The sequence below is a fragment of the Klebsiella sp. JN_Kp126 genome (assembly GCF_033843325.1).
GTDB classification, from domain to species: domain Bacteria; phylum Pseudomonadota; class Gammaproteobacteria; order Enterobacterales; family Enterobacteriaceae; genus Klebsiella; species Klebsiella michiganensis.
The window spans coordinates 17,300-38,268 of sequence record NZ_JAWXQV010000084.1; the positions used below are offsets into that span (position 1 = coordinate 17,300).

Sequence of the window (20,969 nt, forward strand, 5' to 3'; positions counted from 1 at the left end):
TCCTCAGTGCCCTGAATGCATATTTACAGGCTGGTCAGACATTGCTGGCATACTGCTTTCTGTTTTTTCAGGGTGGCGCATACGTTCCAGCGCGCCCGTAATATTGGCTTCGGAGTCAATGAGGAACAGGCCACTGACCACCACGGTATCGCCTTCATTCAGGCCGGAACCGATGCCGGACTGTTGCTGTGATTCATGCAGAACGTGGATCTGTTTCGGCACAAACTTGCCTTCATCATCAACAGTAATCACGCGCTGTTCTTTGCCGGTATCGATAACGGCCTGGCTTGGTATCAGCAGCATCTCCTGGCTCTTGGTATTCAGTTTCAGATAGGCATTCATGCCCGGCTTGAGAAACTCATCCTTATTAGAAACCTGGAGACGGACCTGAAGCGTACGGGTTGTCTGATCCACGCTGGGAAGAATGTTCCATTTTTCGACATGGAATGTTTTATCCGGATAAGCCGGTACCGAAATTTCAAACTGCGACGTATCTTTCAGCAGATATGCGATAGATTCTGGCACTGCAGCGCTGATCCAGACCGGGTCCATCCCCTGAATCTGAGCCACTACTTTATCTTTCGAAATATTCATGCCGGTGCGCAGGTCAAACGCAGTAATGACACCATCAATAGGTGCTTTAATGGTAAAACGGGTCTGGATTGTGCGGGTTGAACGCAGCCTTTGAATATCCTCTTCCGGCATACCAGCCAGACGAAGTCGCTCCAGAACCCCTTTTATCTGGGTTGACGTACCGCCTGTACCGGATAACAGCAGGAACTCACTTTGTGCCTCAACCCATTCAGGAATGGTGATATCGATAAGCGGAGTGCCTTTCTTCACATGATCGCCAATCGTCAGGGGATACACTTTTTCGACGAAACCGTCAGAGCGCGCCTGCACAATGACAAACTGATACTCGTTGTAACTGACATTAGCCGGGATTGTCTGGGAATAATTCAGCATTCCTCGCGTGACTTTTTGCGTTTTTAATCCCAGATTCTGAACCTGCGTTGGATCGATACGGATCCCGCCACTGCTTTTATCGCCACTTTCATCAGCATATTTCGGCACCAGGTCCATATCCATAAAGGGAGATTTTCCGGGTTTATCAAATTTGGTATCCGGTTTCATCGGGTCATACCAGAAAAGTACCTTTCGCTCCGGTGCCTTTTGTTCGGTTTGTACTGTTTTTTGTGATGAGTTTACATACTGCCAGGCAGTAACCGATATCAGCCCCCCTGCTATGAGGCTGCTGATAATTATTGCAGCATATTTTATCTTTAAAGAAGCCATACAATTTCTCGCTGAAAAATCAAAACACCTGGCATATGCGCCCGATCATTCATTCACAGTAATCCCTTAATGAATGTTCAGGCGCACTGGATGTATTCGCTCCGGACTGATAATCAGGATTGCGTAACGTTAATGCTTTTGAGTAAGGAGATATTGCCCTGCTGAATAAACGAGAAATCGACATGGTTGCCGGTTTTCAGGGCATTGATAGCGTCGTCTGCATTAACAAAAGTGAAGCGCATGGTCATTGCAGGCCAGCCCACAGCAGGGATTGCTTCGTGCGAAATGGTAATCTTTTTACTATTCATATCAATGTCTTTAACGACACCGGTGCCCTTGATAACCTGCTGTACCGAAGCATCACTGGCAGCATTCATATCGCCATGCTGATGTGTTTCAGCATGAAGACCGGCAGAAGACATGACAGAGAAGGCACCAAATAAAACGGCTTTAAGTGAATTACGCATTTTTAATTTCCTGATTAATTAAATAAATTTACTCTACCCAACCGCCACCCAGCGCGGTAAACAGATTAATTTCGTTAACCTGTCGGGAATAGGTAAGATCGAGAATGGTTTGCTGCGTAGCGAAGAGGGAACGTTCTGCATCCAGCACTTCGATGTAACTGACAGCACCACTTGCATATAATCCTCTGGCACGCTGGAGAGTTATCTGAAGTGAATCAAGATAACGCTGCTGTGACTCAAGTTGCTGGCTAAGGCTGTCGCGCAGCGCAAGCGTGTCGGAAACATCCTTAAAGGCTGACTGAATTTTTTGTTCGTAATTAACCACCGATTGTTGCTGGCGAATTTCAGCCAGCTTCAGATTGGCTTTATTCCTGCCAGCATTAAAAATAGGAATTTCAATTTTAGGGATAAAATTCCACATTCCACTTCCTGACGTAAACAGGCTTGACAGCTCCGTACTGCTTGCGGAAAGACCACTGGTCAGGGTAATGGAGGGGAAAAAGGCCGCTCGCGCTGCGCCAATATTGGCATCAGCCGCTTTCAGCTGATATTCCGCTTCCATAATATCCGGTCGCTGCAGCAAAATTTGTGACGACAGATTTGGTGGCAATTTTACTGGTGCGATCTCCCCGCCTTTCATCCCTTTTTCTGACGGAAGTGCGCGGTACGTTCCCAGCACCAGTTGCAGGGCATTGTTTGCCTGAGCCAGATCGCCTTCTCGTTTGGCTATTTCGGCGCGGGTACTTTCGATTTGTCCTCTCGCCTGTTCAAGTGCCAGAACGTTCGTACTCCCGGTCACGAGCTGTTGCTCAACGAAAGCATAGGACTGTTCATAATTTTTCAGCGTTTCCCGCGCAATACGGAGTTGTTCGTACGCCAGTTGCTGGCTGAAATAGCTCTGTGAAACGCTGGAGACCAGCAGGATGTGTACGGCCCGACGGGCTTCTTCGCTGGCAAAGTAGTTCTGGCGGTCAGCATCACTCATGTTCTTAAGTTTGCCGAAAAAATCGAGCTCATAGCTGAGCTCCAGACCCGCGTCGTACTCCTGTGTGGTCGGCTTGTCACCTTTCAGACCACCGTTGTATGTGATCCCGGATGAGGCATTCAGCTGGGGATAACGATCTGCATCCGTGACGTTGAACTGGGCCCGGGCCTCTTCAACCTTCAGGGCAGCCATTCTCAAATCACGGTTATTATTCAGGGCTTCACCGATCAGCCTGCTGACCTGGGGATCGACAAAAAAGTTTCGCCAGCCCGTATCCTGATAGCTGTTTACCGCAGGCGTCAGACTGTTTTTAGACAATGAAAACTGCTGGGGAACCGGAGCTGGCGGACGCTGATATTCAGGTGCCAGAGAAACACAACCAGCCAGGATGAATATGGTACTGATGCTGAGTAATTTTAATTTGAACATAACGCTTCTCGTACAGGCAGACCTGGTAAATGGTTCAAACGAAATCCAGAGTATTGATAGGGATACTTTACCGAACGCTCTCTGTTTGCCGGGTGACAGGATAATGACAATGTTGTCATTTTTGCTGTAATCCGTTGATAACGATCGTGGGAGCAATAAAATGACATTAGCAGCCAGCCGGGGAGCAAGATGAAAATATTGATCGTCGAAGACGAAATTAAAACAGGTGAATATCTCAGCAAAGGGCTTACAGAGGCAGGGTTCGTAGTGGATCACGCTGATAATGGTCTTACCGGATATCATCTCGCCATGACAGCCGAGTATGATTTAGTCATTCTGGATATCATGCTACCTGATGTGAACGGCTGGGATATCATCCGCATGCTGCGCACTGCCGGAAAGGGTATGCCGGTCTTACTGCTGACAGCCCTCGGCACGATCGAACACAGGGTCAAAGGACTGGAACTGGGTGCGGACGATTATCTGGTTAAACCCTTTGCGTTTGCCGAACTGCTCGCCCGGGTGAGAACCCTTCTGAGGCGGGGAAACACGATGATCACGGAAAGCCAGTTTAAGGTGGCTGACCTCTCGATTGATCTCGTATCCAGAAAAGTCAGTCGCGCCGGAAACCGCATTGTGCTCACCAGTAAAGAGTTCAGCCTGCTGGAATTCTTCATTCGCCATCAGGGAGAGGTTCTTCCCCGCTCCCTGATTGCCTCTCAGGTCTGGGACATGAATTTTGACAGCGACACTAATGCGATCGATGTCGCAGTAAAGCGACTCCGCGCTAAAATAGACAACGATTACGGGACAAAGCTGATCCAGACAGTCCGGGGTGTGGGCTACATGCTGGAGGTCCCGGATGCATAGCAAACCTTCCAGACGCCCTTTCTCACTCGCTCTGCGGCTGACCTTTTTTATCAGCCTGTCCACGATACTGGCTTTTATCGCCTTCACCTGGTTTATGCTGCATTCTGTTGAAAATCATTTTGCCGAGCAGGATGTCAGCGATCTTCAACAAATCAGCACCACACTGAACCGTATACTGCAGTCCCCGGTGGATCCGGATGATAAAAAAATAAGCAAAATAAAGGAATCAATTGCCAGCTACCGCAACGTTGCCCTTTTGCTCCTCAATCCCAGGGGTGAAGTGCTCTTTAGCTCAGCTCAGGGGGCGGCACTACGCCCGGCAGTGAATTCAGCAGATTTTAGCGAGCACAGCCGCGCACGGGATGTCTTTCTCTGGACGGTGGAGGATCCTGCGGGACCGATGGATACCGGGTCCGAAATGAAGATGGAAACATACAGGATTATCGCCTCCTCTGGTCAGGCGATATTTCAGGGCAAACAGCAGAACTATGTCATGCTGACTGGCCTATCCATTAATTTCCATCTCCATTACCTCGATGCGCTGAAAAAGAACCTGATTGCGATTGCCGTCGTGATAAGCCTGTTGATTGTTCTGATCATTCGAATCGCTGTCCGTCAGGGGCACCTGCCCCTTCGTAATGTCAGCAATGCCATTAAAAACATCACCTCCGAGAATCTTGATGCGCGACTGGAACCGACACGCGTTCCCATTGAGCTGGAGCAACTGGTTATCTCGTTCAATCATATGATTGGAAAGATTGAGGATGTCTTTACCCGCCAGGCCAATTTCTCTGCCGATATCGCGCATGAGATCAGAACGCCCATCACCAATCTGGTGACGCAGACTGAAATCGCACTGAGTCAGGATCGAACACAGAGGGAACTTGAGGATGTCCTCTATTCCAGTCTTGAAGAGTATAACCGGATGACCAAAATGGTCAGCGATATGCTGTTCCTGGCACAGGCAGATAATAATCAGCTGATACCTGACAGGGTCATGTTTGACCTCAGAGCGGAAGTCATGAAAGTCTTCGAGTTTTTCGAAGCCTGGGCCGAAGAACGCAATATCACGCTCAAATTTAACGGGATGCCCTGCCTGGTTGAGGGAGATCCACAAATGTTCAGAAGGGCGATCAATAATCTGTTATCCAATGCCCTGCGTTATACCCCGGAGGGACAGGCAATCACCGTCTCAATAAGAGAGCAGGAGAGCTTTTTTGACCTTGTGATTGAAAATCCGGGGAAACCGATCCCTGAAGAACATTTATCAAGGCTGTTTGACCGTTTTTATCGGGTGGATCCATCCAGACAACGAAAAGGAGAAGGCAGCGGCATCGGCCTTGCGATTGTGAAGTCAATCGTGGAAGCACATCACGGAAGAGTGCAGGTGGAATCAGACGTACGCTCCACGCGTTTTATCTTATCCGTGCCCAGACTGGAGAAAATGATCCCGGAAACCCAATGCTGAAAATAAAGATGTAAATGACAAAGATGTCATTAGCCTGTCATGCAGCAAACAGAAGCCATTCGATATAATTAGTGCAACTTATCAGGAAGGCTGGATTGCTTCATCAATACCCGGCGTCAGAGTACGCCAGGAAATGAATATCCAGCCCTCTTCCGGAGAAATAAACGCTGCCGAACTTGTTTCAGTTATGGAACTGAAAACACCGGTTGTACTTCCCCGGACATCACTAATTCAGAAATGGAGAGTTATCATGAAAAATATCGTATTAGCATCTTTGCTGGGCTTTGGTTTAATTTCATCGGCCTGGGCCACTGAAACCGTGAATATCCATGATCGCGTCAACAATGCACAGGCTCCTGCTCACCAGATGCAGTCTGCTGCGGCTCCTGTCGGGATCCAGGGGACTGCTCCTCGTATGACCGGTATGGACCAGCATGAACAGGCCATTATTGCTCATGAGACCATGACGAACGGCTCGGCGGATGCGCACCAGAAAATGGTGGAAAGTCATCAGAAGATGATGGGAAATAACACGGTATCCACGACCGTCCCGTCAACGTCTTACGCGGCGATGAATGAGCATGAAAGAGCAGCGGTTGCCCATGAATTCATGAATAACGGGCAATCCGGCCCACATCAGGCCATGGCCGAAGCGCACCGCCGCATGATCAATGCAGGCTGAATGCGACGGTAGTATCCGTGCTGTTACCTTTTCCCTGATAGATTTTCCTGAAACAACGTTGCTACATTTTTGCCCCCCGTCAGGGGGCTTTTTTGTCTGACTCAGCTACACTTAACCGGTACCTGTCTGAAAGGAATTATTATATGAAAATCAAAAACACCCTTTTTGTAATATTAATGTTATCCCTGCCAGCCATTTCTGCTGAACATTCGGAAATGAAAATGTCAGATATGCACTCATCGGCATCATCACAGGAATATATGGCTGGCATGAAAAATATGCATGAAAAAATGATGGACGCCGTTAATGAATCCAATCCCGATAAGGCCTTTGCAAAAGGTATGATCGCACACCATGAAGGGGCAATCGCAATGGCTGAGACCGAGCTCAAATACGGAAAAGATCCCGAAATGAGAAAGCTTGCGCAGGACATCATTAAAGCTCAAAAAGGTGAAATTGAGCAGATGAATAAATGGCTTGACAGTCATAAATAATGAACACTGGAGTGTTGTCTTGCGCACCCTCTTAGGGTACCCCCGGACACGAAAATATATAGCACTTAACTAATTAAAAACCCGAATAATTTCGGGTTTTTAATGTAACTTTCTTTTCTGAACGGAAATAATAGTCATACAATTTAATTTTCTTGTAATTACTCCTACTTTTAATCAGGTACTGGACGATGGATAACGACTCCCGCCTGAGAGGGAAAATCCGTCTGGTTACCTGGCGCTATACTTAACCGATTGATCGACATGCCATGCTGGTTAAATATTAAAATCCTCCCCCATAAATCTGAACCACATGACAGGATTGATAGTCAGGCAGTATTTCACATTCATTGCTAAAAAAATAAAAATAAGCATGCATCTTCTCGAAGATTAATTATCTTCCATCTTGTAAAAAAGAATCAAATCCTCTAATAATATCTCGATTCCCGCTTTTTTTAATACATCTTTCCGCTCGGCATATATTTTCCTCAACATATCTTCAAACCCCTTGCCAAGATGAATTTGTTTATGGCAGTTGCAACATAGTGATATGATATTCTCTTCCACATCCAGTGAATTCTCAAAATAGTCTTGCTTTGACATCGGGACAATGTGATGAGGTTCTGTGTAATTTAGAGGAGAGTTTCGCCTTCTGAACGTTGGATGGTCGCAATTAATTTCACATTTATAATCAGCTTTGTTAAGCGCATTTTTTGAAACAGATTTACTTCTTGGGTATGAGAGTCCATTTTTGACTTCTATTGCAGCTTTCTTAGGTTTCGCTTTTTCGCTATACTCAAATGTCTGAGTAACGTCAAAGTGATTACTTTCTTCTAGAGCAGTGATCAAATCATTATCTGAGTAAAAATCAATGCTTGAGCTTTCGTTCGTACTAAAAAAATCTAGTTCTTTTATTGCCTGAACAAGTTCTTCACGGATAGTCCATAAATTTCGCTTTGGGTTTCCTTTAATTTCTCTACTTTTCATGACTGTAATGAATTTTGTCCCGGAAGCAATCTTTCCGACTCCTTTAACCTCGAATCGGCCAAGCTGCTTCTGAACTCTTCCACCCAACCCATTGATTACACCATTAGCACTCATACTGTGCAGGTCGTACTTCTTGCCGATATCGAAACATGTACAGGAATGGTCTGGCTCAATGAACCATTTTTTTAACGCTGCAATACTTTTGTCATCAAAAACTTTTTTATCCCTTAATAAAATCTTCCATTCTTCAACGCTAATATCTATATCACAGACGTATTCACCATCAATTACTTCACATATTTTTTCAATCATGTCCATAACTCTCTTGTAACACAGGCTTTGTAATAATGTAAAATCCGTTACACGGCGTTGTATGTAATGTCATTGTCTCTTGGACTCCTACAGTCCAAAACAACTTTGTGTTTTGTTGTCCAAAAACTTTTTGTTGCCGTGAGTTCTCACTGAGATAAATCTCGCCTTGAGCGTATCACATCTGCAGACTTCCTCTCAACCTTATGGACTTAACCCGGTCATTCTTCACGACAAAGAAAGTACGGCATTTTACATGACGAAGAGACGGTCTCAGCTTCACATGACCGGATAACGTTTTTAATGTACTTCATTATTACGGCACGGGTGTTCAACGAGTATTTTTAAATATTAATCATTTTGTTTAACGGGTGGATACCTACAAATTTTAACATTTACTAATCAAGATAGCAGTTATACGTACTTTCCCGGCAAAAATCCTGAGGTTTACAGATTCCCTCACCGTAACAGACCCGGTCATTCCCCTGGTCCTCCGGAGAGTCTGGTACGAGTGATAAACGTGAATTCCTGTACCTGAAGTTCAGCCGCTGGCAGATAAGTCGTGAACTATAATTACACTCAGTCAGATCCAAACACCTTTTCATCTGCATATATACTTTGTACATACCAGGAGATTACATGCAGGCACCCGGTATACCGGAGAATGAAGAACAGAGGCTGAAGTCCCTGTATATTACCGGCCTTCTTGATACCCGTGACGATGAGCGTTTTGAACGCCTGACGCGGCTGGCCCGCAAAGCCTTTCAGGTCCCGGTGGCTCTGATAAGCCTGCTGGATCGCGAGCGCCAGTGGCTCCTCGCCTGCCAGGGCGTCGGCGTGCGCGAAACTCCACGTGATATTTCGTTCTGCGGGCACGCCATTCTGCAGGAAGGGCCTTTTATCATTCACGATGCGGCTGCCGATGCGCGATTTCACGATAATCCCCTGGTTACCGGTGAGCCACACATCCGGTTCTACGCCGGCCAGCCGGTGAGCCTGCCGGACGGCACGGTGGCCGGCACGCTGTGCCTGATCCACACCGTTCCCCGCGCCTTCACGGATGAGGACATTGCGTCCCTCCGGGACCTGGCCTGTATCGTGGAGGACGAATTCGAGGCCATCAGCATGGCCATGACGGACAGCCTGACGGGCATTCCCAACCGGCGCGGGTTTTACCGCGCCGGCGAAAAACTCTTCCGCGCAATGAACCGGCAGGATGCGTCGTTCAGCCTCATCTATTTCGATCTGGACAGGTTCAAACCGGTTAACGATCTCTGGGGACACGCTGAGGGTGACGAGGTGCTGAAGATCTTTGCCGGCTTTTTACATCAGCACCTCGAACCGGGCGAAATAGCAGGCCGCCTCGGCGGGGATGAGTTTGCCGCCCTGATCCGGCGAAACGGTAACACTCAGTCTTATCTGCACGCGCTGAGTGCCAGTCTCGATCATTACAATGACACCTCGGGCAAGCCCTACAACATCAATTATTCCTTTGGCGAACTGATCAATAACGCAGACCATTATACGACACTGGCGGAGATGATCGGTAAATGTGACGAAGTGATGTACCTGAAGAAAAAAAGAAAGACCCTGTCGCGGAAAACAGAAACGTGACGCTATCCTTCCCGGCTGATCCCCTGACCCTGGGTTCAGCAGGACGACAGGATTAATATATTTAACCTCATGACATATAAATCCATTTATATTTGCTCATGGTGCAATAATTCCCTTATCGCAATAATCACCCTTTTTTTATGAATATGCTGCAATAATCCTTCTTCAGTTCTCCTCAGATCCGAAAATTGTTAGTTCCGGATCTCTGCGAACCCCACCGGCGCACAGCGGCCCGGCAACACAAGCACAAGATGTAGTGGTGTTTTCAGATGACAGTGACGCTATATGTTGTATTCCGCACCCTATTCGTGACCTGCTGCTCAACGGCCGATATTGCCGCTTTGCTTTTTCCCAGACAGTGGCAGACTTCCGGAAAGTTGTTATACGCAAAAAAATCGGATCTGCCGGAAACGGCCATCCGGTAATTTAGCCGCGTGACTGTTTTATGCCTTGTCATGTGCTGATTTCTTCCTTTGTGTACAAAATGAATCATAATGTATACATTTATTGTTATAGCGGTAAATCAGGTTTCATGTTTACTTCAAAGACCATTTACCAGCCCTGAATACGTTTTGCATAAGGAAGGAGTCATGGCGAAGATCCAGGCCAGAAATGTTGACGATGCGCTGTTTGCACGCATTGAGCAGTCAGCGATGAAAAATGAACGCTCGATGGAGGGGGAGATCCGCCTGGCACTTGCCGCGACTTATCCGCCTCCCGAGCAGATTGCCCGCCGGCTTTCTCTACGGGAATCCTGGCTGAAGGAAACCGGACAACGGTTTCTCACCCTGCTGGAAAAACTTCAGGCGGACAATTATTTCCAGGAGTACTCCCGTGACAACCGGACCGGGGTGCCGGAGCTGGTCCGGGCTGCTCGTCTCCTGCAAGTCTCTCCGGGGCTGCTTATGGATATCAGCGAGGGACGTCAGGAGCTGTCTGTCGCACTGGCAGAGACCATCGCCGTGCGCTTTGATGCCAGTGCCGACTGGTTGCTGACAGGCTGTGGCAGACCTTTCCCGGTTCGCTCTCTCGGCGATAACTACCACGACTTCTTCCTGCCGCAGGAGGACATGACAGGCTGGCGCTTTGATCTGATGCGGATCTGCGGCGGGCGCCATGATGCCACCCTGCTGTGTCTGCGTCAGTCACCGGACGGCCATTTTTCCCTGGGGGCTGTCAGTGCCGAGTTTGTACTGGGGGACGGCATGGGCGGAACCGGAAGAGGTAAACTGCAGGACTTCCTCATTTTTATCAAAACATCGTGTTCATCACTGCGTCTCGACGCCTATGAGTTTGAGGATGGTGAGGGACTGGAAAGCGGCTGGGACGCCGCCGGGCAACATCATCCGGTCTGGTTCCAGCGCCTCATACGCCGTTCCCCATCTCGCTGGCTAATCGATATGCTCCGTGGTGAAAGCCCGGCCTGGATGACCGATTTCGGTTATGAGCTGAAAGAAATCGCGGCCATTCCGTTTCCCGGAACCGTGCCAGACAAAGGAGAAACGGTTTGACCAATGTACAGGCAGATATTCAGGTTGATGCCGGGAACAATGCCTGGCTGCTGACGCTTCCTGAGGTCCGCATCGAAGGGGAGTTATTTGAGGAGTGTACTGTCGTCGCCCTCCGGACTCTGAAAGATTCCTGGTACCACCCTGACGGGGAGAATTATTCCGGTCCCCGTACGCTGGCCGGCCGCGAATGTCAGATAAGTCTTTTCTGGAATGGCGGAGGATGGGGGAAGGAGCAGACGTTTGTTGCCCGCTATACGTCAGATCTCTGGGATCGCACCCCGGAACTGGATCTCACTGGACCGGATTTCATACTGGAAAAGGTAATAAAGGGACGAGGTGTTGGCTCATGGGTAATGCAGCAGCTTATCTGCTGGGCAAGAACTCTGCCGGCAGAGACTCCAGTCAAGAGTATATGGATTTCCCCTAACGATGAAGTAAATCCGGAAAACATGACAAGGCGGGACAGCCTGTGGCACGGAGTTGGTTTTCGTTTCCGGGAAGGTGGGCGACAGTCTCTGCCATTGCGTGTGAGTGACCTTCAGCTGCCTAAAGGTCGTCACTCGCCCCTGACGGCCGTCCCTGTACACAAGGGGGTGGGCGAGCTGGTCTGTGTCAGAAATGAGCAAAACCGGGAGCTTAAGAGACTGAAAGAGATTAGGTTACACCAGGCAGAACGTATTAAGTTTCTGACAGAACGACAGTGGGATGTGCTGCTGATTAAAGGCGTTTCTGCGGTTATCCTGTCACCCATCTGGATACCTTGCTGGTTATTCGAGAGATTATCAGGACGAAATAAACATGGTTGAAGGCTTTTCTGAATGGTTGCCGGTGATCTCAACTCTGGCGGGTGGGGTACTGGCCTTCGGCGCTGCACTTGTGGTGAATAAGGTAAATCATCGTTATGCACTTGAGCGTGAAGCCCGGGCTGCTGCAGAGCGGCAACGCCATGAGATGAAAGTTGCCCAGGATAAGCTTGAAAGGGAACGATATTTTATTTCCACTGAGCTTATTTTTCAGCTTGAACGCTTTGGGGAGGACTGCGTAGCGGCTGCCTGGGATTATGGTGAAAAGGAGGATGAAAGCGGCATCGCTTCGGCTGACAGCGATATACCCTCTATCAGTTTCTCAGCTATTACGGGGGACTGGAGGGCTCTTCCGCCACCCCTTATGTTCCGTATTCGTGAACTGGACGTACAACTGGCAGAATCGCGTAACGCCCTCAGTATCGAGCGTGAAAATGATGCAGAACCTTATTTGACCGAGTTTTTTTCTGGCGTCGTCGTTATGCAACCAGACTGGGAATTAAGGCTTTTCTGTTGGCGGCAAAACTAAGAAAACTTAACGGTATGCCTGAAATGAAAGGTACCAGAAGTCACTGGTTTGCACCACGAAACTTGTGGAAGCAGTACTGCGAACAAAGAGAAATCCTTCGTCACCGTAATCAAAGTGGGCTAGTGCTTGCCGTATGCATAATTGCGAAAATACATGAAAAAAATGAGAAGGACATGACTTAGCATTTTGTCCTTGCTCCACCGATAGAGAATAAAGACTTATGACGGGCCTCATTAACCAGCCTCAACATTATTCAGCACCACATTTGCCGGTGTCCATCGATTACCCTGCCGCCCTCGCCCTGCGCCAGATGGCACTAATTCAGGATGAGCTACCTAAATACCTGCTGGCGCCGGAAGTCAGCGCCCTGCTCCATTATGTGCCCGATTTGCACCGCAAGATGCTGCTGGCAACCCTCTGGAACACCGGCGCGCGTATCAACGAGGCGCTGGCGCTGACCCGGGGGGATTTTTCGCTGGCGCCGCCGTATCCGTTCGTACAGCTGGCCACGCTCAAGCAGCGCACCGAGAAAGCGGCCAGGACGGCAGGTCGTGCCCCCGCAGGCAGTCAGATCCATCGTCTGGTTCCGCTTTCCGATCACCACTACGTCAGCCAGCTGCAGATGATGGTGGCCACCCTGAAAATTCCGCTGGAAAGACGTAACAAGCGCTCCGGCAGAATGGAGAAGGCTCGTATCTGGGAGATAACAGACCGTACCGTCCGCACCTGGCTTAGTGAAGCGGTGGAAGCCGCAGCGGCCGACGGGGTGAAGTTCTCAGTCCCGGTGACCCCCCATACGTTCCGTCACTCCTACGCGATGCACATGCTGTACGCCGGCATACCACTGAAGGTTTTGCAGAGCCTGATTGGCCACAAATCAATCAGCTCGACGGAGGTCTATACGAAGGTGTTTGCGCTCGATGTCGCGGCGCGCCATCGTGTGCAGTTCGCCATGCCAGAAGCCGATGCGGTAGCGCTGATGAAACAACCCACGGGAATATCTGCGGCAGCGGGCCAGTAATGGGTTAAGTGATAACAGGTGTCTGGAAATATAGGGGCAAATCCACCTGTTCTGCGATGTCGCCGGTCGTGATGAACAGACGATTGAAGCCTTCTGGGCCAGTATCGCGCGTTTCTGGGGAGCCTGGTATCGTCGGCAGGATTATTATCAGCAGATCAACCAGCTGCGCGAAGTCATGGGCAAGGCGCCGGCGAATGGTCTCAGCGAGGCGCATGCGGTGGGCGTTTACAGCCGGGTCGCAGTGTTTCAGGATGAAAGCGGCCAGAAAGGACACAGTCAGGTGCTGCTGACCCTTCGCACAGAGAATACGCAGGCGCTGCCGGCAGGCGAGTTCGATCAGTTTGAGTTGCCGTTCTGTAATGGTCACATTCTGGTGCCTGATCCGGGCTATGGCGCCCCCGTTGTTTTTCTCAACAATGTACTCGGCCTGGGGTTCCGCTTCCGGGAAGGAACCTGCTCCATGCACTGCTACACTGTGGAGGACGCCCGGCTCGGGGCTACCCAGACACTGACGGAAGTGGCGGAAGCGCTCGTCAGTAATGTTGATGCTCCCCTGCGGGCCTACGCTGCAACCATCCCGGTAAATCAGAGGTAGTTTCTGTAAAGGCCACGACCGTGTGGTCTTTCACTGCATGTGCAGCAACTGGATACCGGGGCTGGCTGTGAATTTTCTTGACGGCTGAGGCGTTTGAGACACTGGTCCGGGAATTCACCACGAAATGTGAAGAGGGTTCTTTGGACGGGGCCCTGACCGGACTTCGCTGTCTGTACGGAGAGCGCTGAATGATTTGTTAAGTGAATTTGTGCAGTATACATTCTGTACATGTACGCGAATCTGATTAAGCCATCATCAGCTACCCTTGACTTCCGGACTATTACCTGCGTAGCCGCGACGGCTGAGCTGATGGTAATGTACCGTGACCAGAACCCCGCCCAGCAACAGTAAAATGGCGGCAGTTTCCTGCAGATCCGGAATGCGCTGTGAATAGATAAAACCATATAGCAGCGCGAAAAGGGTTTCAAAAACCACCATCTGCCCTGTCAGTGATACCGGAAGACGCCGGGAACAGAGATTCCACGCCAGATATCCCAGCCATGAGGAGACCACGGCTAACATCATGTTCGTTATCCAAAAGAGCGTTTGAGTGTGTTCCGGTAACGACAAGTCAACTGCAGAAAACCTGAATATACTGGCGACGAGCCACAGCAGTACCGAAATACATCCCGTACACAGGCCTATCAGGAGCGACCACTGGTTGCTGTTGTAAGGGAGGTTTTTCAGACAGCGGGAGTTCTCGACAGCGTAACGGCTCCAGCACAGTAATGCAGCGAAGGCACAAAGCATCCCCAGCATCTGCCGTTTTCCTTCTGTAACTTGGTGCGAGGATGTTTGTAGCGCATGCAGATTAATCAGCACCACTCCGGCAATGATAGCCGCCATCGGCAGCAATAATTGCCTGAAGGGCGGCGCATGCTGGTCCCTGCGACCAAGCACCGGAACCATCACCGGAATTAAACCTATCACTAACGATGTCGCGGCAATACCGACCTGCTTTACGGCCACCGCGACGAGCAGAAAATAGAGGACATTGCTCATCAGCGAAAGACGGATCAGCGTCAGCAGATCGCGATGATGCCAGACGCGGGCAATGTTGCGCCATTGAGGTATAAGTAATATTGCCGCCAGTATTCCATAGGTAGCAAAGCGACCGCAGGTTAACAGCAGTGGTGAGATCTCGGGTAGCAGTACCGGTGGCAGGAAGATGAATCCCCAGCATGCGCCAGCCAGGGCGCCAAATATAATCCCCAGCTTCATGCTGACTCCTGAAATGCCGTTTCAGGTAATCTCGTCCCCGACTGACGCTCACTCCACGACGACAAAAAATACTGCAGCCGCGGGCTTTTCGGCCGATGGAACAGTTGCGCCGGCGGTCCCTGCTCTTCAATGCAGCCATCGGCAAGAAACAGCACACGATCGGAGACTTTTGCGGCAAACCCCATCTCATGGGTCACAATCATCATGGTCATACCATCATCGGCAAGATTTCGGATGACCTTTAGCACCTCCCCGACCAGCTCCGGATCAAGCGCTGAAGTCGGTTCATCGAACAACATAATGGCGGGTTTCATGGTCAATGCCCGGGCGATGGCAACGCGCTGCTGCTGACCACCGGATAGCATCGCGGGCCAGCTATCGGCTTTGTCTGCCAGACCAACCCGCGCCAGCTGCTTTTTCGCTTCGGCGTAGGCTGCTTCACGGGAGACCTTTTTAACCCGTCGCAACGGCGTGGCTACGTTATCGAGTACCGTCATATGCGGCCACAGATTAAACTGCTGAAAGACCATACAGACGTCGCGTAATGCCTTACGGTTTTCCTTGTCGCTTAAACGCCGGCGTTTTTCGCCGCTGAGTGGTTCATAGCCGACGCACTCGCCATTCACCACAATGCTGCCGGAGCTGTAATCCTCCAAAAAGTTAATGCAGCGTAACAGCGTGGATTTACCCGACCCTGAGCCGCCAATCACGCAAATGACTTCTCCGGGAGTAATGCTGACATTGATGCCACGTAAAACATGGTTTTCGCCATAATATTTATTGAGGCTGTTAATCTCAATAGCATAATCACGCATACTATTAACCTCGGCTTAATTGAGAATAAGAATAATGACGCTCTATTTTATTACCCAAACGGGAGATACCGATCGCGATTCCCCAATAGACAATGGCCATTAAGGAGTAGATTTCAACCATCGCATAGGTCTGGTTGGCAATGGCCATGGCGGTATTGGTGAGTTCACCAACCGTAATAATCGACAGCACCGACGACTCTTTTACCAGAATAACGCTCTGACCAATCAGTGGCTGGATAATTCTCGCGAACATTTGCGGCCAGACAATGAAAGTAAATATTTGCCACGGACTTAAACCAAGGTCTGCCGCCGCTTCGCTTTGTCCGCCAGAGACAGCATTGCGACCTGCACGGAATATTTCCGAAAAATAAGCGGAACCATAACAGCCCAGGCACAGTACTCCGACCTGTTGGGCCTCGAGGTTAATACCAATATAGGGCCCACCATAAAAGACTAAAAATAGCTGTACCAGTAACGGCGTGCCGCGAAAAACATTAATCCATGTATGGTATATCACATTAAGTAGCGCTGGTTTTTGTCTTTCGAGGAGAAAAAAACACAGACCGATCGCCAGCCCCAGCAGGATACCGCCGAGGCTCATTTTTAGGGTCATTAAAATACCGGCGGCGATGGCATCTTTATAGGTAAAAAGTATCTCAACATTCATTTTGCTAATACCCTTTTAGCCGAAGATGAGCGGTTTTTCTCTAACCTGACGCCAGCGATACTCAGCCCCCATGAGGTCAGGAAATAAAGGAGCCCACATGCCGTATAAAACTCCAGCGGCCGATAGGTGGTTGAGGCCAACGTTTGCGTCACTCTCATCAACTCATGGACCGCCACCACCGAGACCAGTGCCGAATTTTTGATAATATCAATGGTTTCATTAATCAATGCCGGCATCATGGTACGCAACACCTGCGGCATCTGAATATAAAACAGGGTTTGCGCCGCTGAAAAGCCAAAATCTCGTGCTGCCTCCAGCTGGCCTTTGGGTAACATGTTAAAACCGGCCCGAAGAATCTCCCCCTGAAAGGCCGCGGTATTTAATGAGAGGGCAACAACCGCCGCCAGCAATGGCGAAAGCGTGATCCCCACGGCCGGCAAAGCATAAAATATTAATATCAACTGGACCAGTAACGGCGTGCCACGGTAAAAACTGACATAGATTTTGCAAAAACAGCGCACGAGACGCTGCGGAGAATTTAACCCCAGACAAATTAACCAACCGAGGATCAATCCTGTGAAAATTGCGCTCAGTGATACAGCCAGAGTACTGAGCACGCCGATTAATAGCTGAGGGAAATAGGGAAACACCACCGAAATATCAAACATATTGCCCTCCAGTATCCATCAAATTAGTTTGCCGGGGTTGGAACTTGCTCTGGAACGGCCATAGAAAAACCCAGCCATTTGGTTTGTAGCTGCGCCAGTTTTCCCGATTTATTCAACTGCACAATGCCGTCGCTGACAAATTTGACCAGTGAGGCGCTATCCGCATCTTTTCTTCCGGCCCATGCATACCAGGTGGCCGGGCCAAACGGCGGGCGTACAATTTCAAACGTATCACCACGTGTTTTCACCAACGGCGCGAGGTTCGGCAGCGATTGCACAACCGCGTCAACACGATGTGCCGCCAATGCCGCGTAAGCTTCGTTATAATCAATAAAGGCTTTTATTTCTTTAACGCCGTGACCGGTGGTGGGTTTAAGTACCGATGCTTCATACTCTTTTAGCACAGCAATCTGCGGCGCCCCGGCCTGACTGGCGACAATCATGCCCTGGAGATCTTTGGCGCTGTTAATACGGCTATCCCCTTTGCGTTTCAGAATGGCTACGCTGGCGTCAGAAAAGGGAGCGGTAAAGGCGAATTTAGCTTCTCGATCGCGGGTGATGGTTAAAGAGGTTGCCACAAAGTCGAATCGTTTGCTTTCCAGTCCGGGTAAAATCCCCTGAAATGGAATATCCAGCTGAACCACTTTCACCCCGGGTAATCCCTTCATGACTTCCGTGAGAATATCTTTTCCCAGACCGACTATTTTGCCATCTTCAAGCATTTCAAAAGGGGCATAGCGCGCTTCTGTGGCAATCACTATTTCTTTTTTTTGCTTAATATCATCCAGCAAATCAGCCTGGGCAGTGGGTATCATTAATGGTGAAAGTTGTATGACAGACATTGACAGTAACAGCCACAGTTTATTTTTCATGAGATTTCTCCGCGAATTTGAATGACGCTGATAATATTTATTCATTCTCTTAGCGGCGACAAACGGTGGTTTCTAACTGATAACTATTAGCACGGCTAATGGTGCCTTTGGCATGAATAGTGCTTATTGCAGGTTATTTAGCAACAGAGAAACCGATGATGCAACCTAAACCAGGTTTGCCGTCCCTGGACGGTTTGCGCTACTTTGATGCCGCGGCGCGTAATCTTAGTTTTACCCGTGCCGCGCAGGAACTTTTTCTTACTCAGAGTGCGGTAAGCCAGAAAATTCAATTACTTGAACAACATCTTGGCTATCTTGTCTTTCACCGGACTCCCGCAGGGTTACGCTTAACCCCGCAGGGTGAACAGCTGTTTATCGGGGTGCGTCAGGCATTTTCCATCCTTGAAACCACGCTGCACCAAACCGGTGAAGAAACTCTTGAGGGCACCATAAAGATTCGGGTTATGCCGTCCTTTGCAACCAAATGGCTGCTTCCCCGATTACATCAGTTTTATGAGCACTACCCTGTCAGTCTGGAAATTGATGCCGATATGACACCCGCCAATTTTAAATCTGACGCAGTCGATATCGCCATTACTCCTTTTTGGGTTGACGATAAAAATTTAATTCAACGACACCTGTTCAATGATGTGATCTATCCTGTGATCAGCCCGGATTTGATGAAAAACCGACCTCTGAAAAATTACAGCGATCTCTGCGGTTTACGCTTACTACATGATTCCATGCCGCAAAATGCCTATAGCACCCACTGGCGATCTTATTTTGCCCGCCTCGGGCTCTATGACCTGGATGTTGAGGCTGGAACCGGCTTTTCCCGTGCCGACCTCGTGCTCCAGGCCGCCTGCGCCGGACAAGGGATCGCCTTAAGTCGTCACTCTTTGTGTGCAACGGAGGTTCGCAATGGCGCACTGATACGCCCTTTTACAGATATCGTCGAAGACGGACAGGTGTGGTTAACCTGTCCGCGTAATAATGAGAAACGGCCACGCGTTCAGGCGTTGATCAACTGGCTGACGGAGGAAACCGCGCGTCATATTGCAGAACGCAAGCAAATCCTCAGTGAATATACACTGCATAAGGCCAGCTAATGACGACAAATTAATAATCTCCGTTTGTCGCAAGATATCGTTTTCCAGATGATGACAACACGCCATTATCAACAACGGAGTTTATCATGAGCATGCCAGATATTATTGAATTAGCTAATGGACAAAAAGTAAAAGGAACGTTCAGCACCCATGAAATGCAGCGCCGACTGTCAGGATTACGCGCCATCATGGAGGCAGATAGCATTGATGCAGTTATTTTAACCTCGGTTCATAATATTAATTATTACGGCGATTTTTTATATTGTAGCTTTGGACGCCAGTATGCCCTGGTGGTGACGCCGAGCCAGTCATTTTTAATTACCACCAATATCGATGGCGGCCAGGGATGGCGTCGTAGCTACGGTGCAAATATCGTTTACACGGACTGGCAGCGTGATAACTATTACCGGGCAGTGCGCAAAGTGGTTCCTGATGATAGCCGGCGGATTGCCCTTGAAGGCGACCATGTGACGATCGAACAGCGTGCTAAATTTTGTCATTACTTAACCCAGACAGAGTTTGTTGATATTGCCCCGGCGACGATGCGTATGCGCATGATTAAGTCTGCCGAAGAGATCGCGCTTATTAAATTTGGTGCCCAGGTCGCCGACCTCGGGGGTGCGGCATGTATCGAGGCGATTGCCGAAAATGTTCCCGAGTATGAAATCGCACTGGCGGCCACGTCAGCGATGACCCGGGAAATCGCGAAACGCCTGCCGCATGTTGAATTGCGTGATACCTGGACGTGGTTTCAGTCTGGCTTGAATACTGATGGAGCACACCATCCGGTGACATCCCGTCGTCTCAAGGCAGGCGATATTTTATCGCTGAACTGTTTTCCAATGATTGCCGGCTACTATACCGCGCTGGAACGAACACTGTTCTTCGGTCAGCCCAGCGATGAGCAACTACGTTGCTGGGAGATCAACTGCGAAGTGCACCGCCGTGGGCAGGAGTTAATCCGTCCAGGCACACGTTGTTGCGACATTGCCGCCTCGCTTAATGAAATTTATCGCGAGCATGGTCTTCTGCAGTACCGGACCTTTGGTTATGGTCATTCGTTCGGCGTACTGAGTCACTATTATGGTCGTGAAGCCGGTTTAGAATTGCGCGAGGATATTGAGACCGTTTTGGCACCAGGAATGGTTGTCTCGATGGAGCCGATGATCATGCTGCCGGAGAGCATGCCGGGGCACGGTGGTTACCGCGAACACGATATCCTGGTCGTAACCGAAATGGCAGCAGAGAACATAACTCATTTCCCCTATGGTCCTGAGCATAATATTATTGCAGCTAATATATAAGCATGCCGAATGACTCCTGTGCTGCGCCTTGATAAGAAAATAATGAGCAGCAGATGGCATCGCACCGTCTCTGTTCGGCTGCATCCGGCTGGCAGACCGTGCCGGAGCATCACGCCCCGCTCTGGCAGCAGGTCAGTCAGGTGGAACCCGAAATCTGATTTATTCAACAAAGCCGCACCAAATCATCACTCGAAGATATTCAGGCATGGTACATCCGCGGCAAGCCCCTAATTTGTACTGAGGGGCAAAGTGAAAA

At 49.5% G+C, this 20,969-nt stretch carries 22 protein-coding genes and 1 pseudogene; 13 read left to right on the plus strand and 10 right to left on the minus strand.

Annotated features, from left to right (window positions below; translation table 11 throughout):
• Window positions 1-3: 3 nt before the first annotated feature.
• The 3 genes from silB to silC form a co-directional block, all read right to left on the minus strand.
• Complete coding sequence (silB, locus tag SIK97_RS20575) at window positions 4-1,296, minus strand: Cu(+)/Ag(+) efflux RND transporter periplasmic adaptor subunit SilB (RefSeq protein ID WP_004098959.1); 1,293 nt, start codon at window positions 1,294-1,296, stop codon at window positions 4-6.
• A gap of 113 nt (window positions 1,297-1,409) precedes the next feature.
• Window positions 1,410-1,763 carry a cation efflux system protein CusF gene (gene cusF, locus SIK97_RS20580; RefSeq protein WP_057173947.1) on the minus strand — a complete coding sequence of 118 codons (354 nt, stop codon included), beginning with the start codon at window positions 1,761-1,763 and terminating at the stop codon, window positions 1,410-1,412.
• 28 nt (window positions 1,764-1,791) lie between these two features.
• Window positions 1,792-3,177, minus strand: coding sequence for a Cu(+)/Ag(+) efflux RND transporter outer membrane channel SilC (gene silC / locus SIK97_RS20585; RefSeq protein ID WP_023292107.1), 1,386 nt, complete (start codon window positions 3,175-3,177; stop codon window positions 1,792-1,794).
• Window positions 3,178-3,366: 189 nt separating this feature from the next.
• On the opposite strand from silC, the gene silR reads away from it, so the two are divergent.
• The 4 genes from silR to SIK97_RS20605 all read left to right on the plus strand — a co-directional run bounded on the left by silR (window position 3,367) and on the right by SIK97_RS20605 (window position 6,691).
• Window positions 3,367-4,047 (plus strand): copper/silver response regulator transcription factor SilR, encoded by a 681-nt coding sequence (gene silR / locus SIK97_RS20590; RefSeq protein WP_000697969.1) that lies wholly within the window; start codon window positions 3,367-3,369, stop codon window positions 4,045-4,047.
• Window positions 4,040-5,515, plus strand: a complete 1,476-nt coding sequence (silS, locus tag SIK97_RS20595) for a copper/silver sensor histidine kinase SilS (protein ID WP_000555737.1) — start codon at window positions 4,040-4,042, stop codon at window positions 5,513-5,515. Before silR ends, silS begins: the two co-directional genes overlap by 8 nt.
• A 250-nt stretch (window positions 5,516-5,765) precedes the next feature.
• Window positions 5,766-6,197 carry a silver-binding protein SilE gene (gene silE / locus SIK97_RS20600; RefSeq protein ID WP_000790483.1) on the plus strand — a complete coding sequence of 144 codons (432 nt, stop codon included), beginning with the start codon at window positions 5,766-5,768 and terminating at the stop codon, window positions 6,195-6,197.
• 143 nt (window positions 6,198-6,340) lie between these two features.
• Window positions 6,341-6,691 carry a DUF305 domain-containing protein gene (locus SIK97_RS20605; protein WP_057173948.1) on the plus strand — a complete coding sequence of 117 codons (351 nt, stop codon included), beginning with the start codon at window positions 6,341-6,343 and terminating at the stop codon, window positions 6,689-6,691.
• Window positions 6,692-7,078: 387 nt separating this feature from the next.
• Here SIK97_RS20605 and SIK97_RS20610 read toward each other — a convergent pair whose 3' ends face one another.
• Window positions 7,079-7,987 (minus strand): HNH endonuclease, encoded by a 909-nt coding sequence (locus SIK97_RS20610; RefSeq protein WP_004098969.1) that lies wholly within the window; start codon window positions 7,985-7,987, stop codon window positions 7,079-7,081.
• Window positions 7,988-8,623: 636 nt separating this feature from the next.
• Between SIK97_RS20610 and SIK97_RS20615 the strand changes: the two genes are divergently transcribed.
• The 5 genes from SIK97_RS20615 (at window position 8,624) to SIK97_RS20635 (ending at window position 13,462) form a co-directional block, all read left to right on the plus strand.
• Complete coding sequence (locus SIK97_RS20615) at window positions 8,624-9,598, plus strand: sensor domain-containing diguanylate cyclase (RefSeq protein ID WP_004098971.1); 975 nt, start codon at window positions 8,624-8,626, stop codon at window positions 9,596-9,598.
• Between the two features lie 590 nt (window positions 9,599-10,188).
• On the plus strand, window positions 10,189-11,109 hold the full coding sequence (locus tag SIK97_RS20620) for a FitA-like ribbon-helix-helix domain-containing protein (RefSeq protein WP_004206601.1): 921 nt from the start codon (window positions 10,189-10,191) through the stop codon (window positions 11,107-11,109).
• Window positions 11,106-11,915, plus strand: coding sequence for a hypothetical protein (locus SIK97_RS20625; RefSeq protein ID WP_004206600.1), 810 nt, complete (start codon window positions 11,106-11,108; stop codon window positions 11,913-11,915). Before SIK97_RS20620 ends, SIK97_RS20625 begins: the two co-directional genes overlap by 4 nt.
• Complete coding sequence (locus tag SIK97_RS20630; RefSeq protein WP_057173949.1) at window positions 11,908-12,441, plus strand: hypothetical protein; 534 nt, start codon at window positions 11,908-11,910, stop codon at window positions 12,439-12,441. The genes SIK97_RS20625 and SIK97_RS20630 overlap by 8 nt, the downstream gene beginning before the upstream one ends.
• 220 nt (window positions 12,442-12,661) lie before the next feature.
• The gene (locus tag SIK97_RS20635; protein WP_049594000.1) at window positions 12,662-13,462 is read left to right on the plus strand and encodes a site-specific integrase; all 801 of its coding nucleotides are present in this window, start codon (window positions 12,662-12,664) and stop codon (window positions 13,460-13,462) included.
• Window positions 13,463-13,466: 4 nt separating this feature from the next.
• On the opposite strand, the gene SIK97_RS20640 is transcribed toward SIK97_RS20635, so the two are convergent.
• Window positions 13,467-13,829, minus strand: coding sequence for a hypothetical protein (locus SIK97_RS20640; RefSeq protein ID WP_155961277.1), 363 nt, complete (start codon window positions 13,827-13,829; stop codon window positions 13,467-13,469).
• A gap of 93 nt (window positions 13,830-13,922) precedes the next feature.
• On the opposite strand from SIK97_RS20640, the gene SIK97_RS20645 reads away from it, so the two are divergent.
• Complete coding sequence (locus tag SIK97_RS20645; RefSeq protein ID WP_260454499.1) at window positions 13,923-14,057, plus strand: hypothetical protein; 135 nt, start codon at window positions 13,923-13,925, stop codon at window positions 14,055-14,057.
• A 71-nt stretch (window positions 14,058-14,128) separates the two neighbouring features.
• Window positions 14,129-14,245, plus strand: a pseudogene (locus tag SIK97_RS20650) (transcriptional regulator); the annotation flags it as partial.
• Between the two features lie 67 nt (window positions 14,246-14,312).
• Here the strand turns inward: SIK97_RS20650 and SIK97_RS20655 are convergent.
• The 5 genes from SIK97_RS20655 to SIK97_RS20675 are packed head-to-tail and all read right to left on the minus strand — an operon-like array spanning window position 14,313 to window position 18,300.
• A complete protein-coding gene (locus SIK97_RS20655) occupies window positions 14,313-15,278 on the minus strand; it encodes a DMT family transporter (protein WP_004206596.1) in 966 nt (321 codons plus the stop codon).
• Window positions 15,275-16,093, minus strand: a complete 819-nt coding sequence (locus SIK97_RS20660) for an amino acid ABC transporter ATP-binding protein (protein WP_004206594.1) — start codon at window positions 16,091-16,093, stop codon at window positions 15,275-15,277. The genes SIK97_RS20655 and SIK97_RS20660 overlap by 4 nt, the downstream gene beginning before the upstream one ends.
• A 4-nt stretch (window positions 16,094-16,097) precedes the next feature.
• Entirely contained in the window at window positions 16,098-16,760 is a 663-nt protein-coding gene (locus tag SIK97_RS20665; RefSeq protein ID WP_004206593.1) for an amino acid ABC transporter permease, read from the minus strand.
• Window positions 16,757-17,428 (minus strand): amino acid ABC transporter permease, encoded by a 672-nt coding sequence (locus SIK97_RS20670; protein ID WP_004206592.1) that lies wholly within the window; start codon window positions 17,426-17,428, stop codon window positions 16,757-16,759. The genes SIK97_RS20665 and SIK97_RS20670 overlap by 4 nt, the downstream gene beginning before the upstream one ends.
• A gap of 23 nt (window positions 17,429-17,451) precedes the next feature.
• Window positions 17,452-18,300, minus strand: coding sequence for a transporter substrate-binding domain-containing protein (locus tag SIK97_RS20675; protein ID WP_004206591.1), 849 nt, complete (start codon window positions 18,298-18,300; stop codon window positions 17,452-17,454).
• Window positions 18,301-18,455: 155 nt separating this feature from the next.
• On the opposite strand from SIK97_RS20675, the gene SIK97_RS20680 reads away from it, so the two are divergent.
• Both SIK97_RS20680 and SIK97_RS20685 read left to right on the plus strand, forming a co-directional pair.
• Complete coding sequence (locus SIK97_RS20680) at window positions 18,456-19,409, plus strand: LysR substrate-binding domain-containing protein (protein WP_004206590.1); 954 nt, start codon at window positions 18,456-18,458, stop codon at window positions 19,407-19,409.
• A gap of 86 nt (window positions 19,410-19,495) precedes the next feature.
• Complete coding sequence (locus tag SIK97_RS20685; RefSeq protein WP_004206589.1) at window positions 19,496-20,713, plus strand: aminopeptidase P family protein; 1,218 nt, start codon at window positions 19,496-19,498, stop codon at window positions 20,711-20,713.
• Window positions 20,714-20,969 lie beyond the last annotated feature (256 nt).